Here is a 515-nt window from a genome sequence, read left to right on the forward strand (position 1 = left end):
GCAGTCCATTTACCATTCTCATATTTAACACCACCACCTAAATAAGTAGAAAGCGCATTGCTTACAGAATAAAGCTGAGAACCATTAACGGCTTCTGTTGAGTCTTCAGAAATATCTCCATTGGCAAGAAACTTAATTTTGCTATTGGTTTTTCCCTCTCCATGCTGCGCTATAAAAGCCTTATCAGCTGTGCTCCACAACAAAGAATCCTGTGCAACACCTTGGGAAACTTGCTTAATCCGATCATTCACATTCTTGATATTCTCATTAAGCCCAGTAAAAGCTGCTTCAACATCGTTAAAGGTACCCTCTTCTACATGCCCCTCTTTAGAAACCTTAGAAAGTTTATAGGTTGGCCCTGTAAATATATCACTAATAAATTTTGCACCACCACCCAAGACTTTGACTACACTCTGAAATATTTTATTAATCTGCCCACCATTGATCGCATCATGTGATTGCTCATCAATGGCACCATCTTTCACATTATGAACTGCAACGGAAGCCTTGTCCTT

Annotated in this window: 1 pseudogene; it reads right to left on the bottom strand. The window is 39.4% G+C overall.

Annotated elements, in window-relative coordinates:
* Positions 1 to 515 (bottom strand): annotated as a pseudogene (locus ACFIMQ_RS09570) (hypothetical protein); the annotation flags it as partial.

This window comes from Bartonella sp. AD13SXNS, assembly GCF_042196465.1.
Classification (GTDB): domain Bacteria; phylum Pseudomonadota; class Alphaproteobacteria; order Rhizobiales; family Rhizobiaceae; genus Bartonella.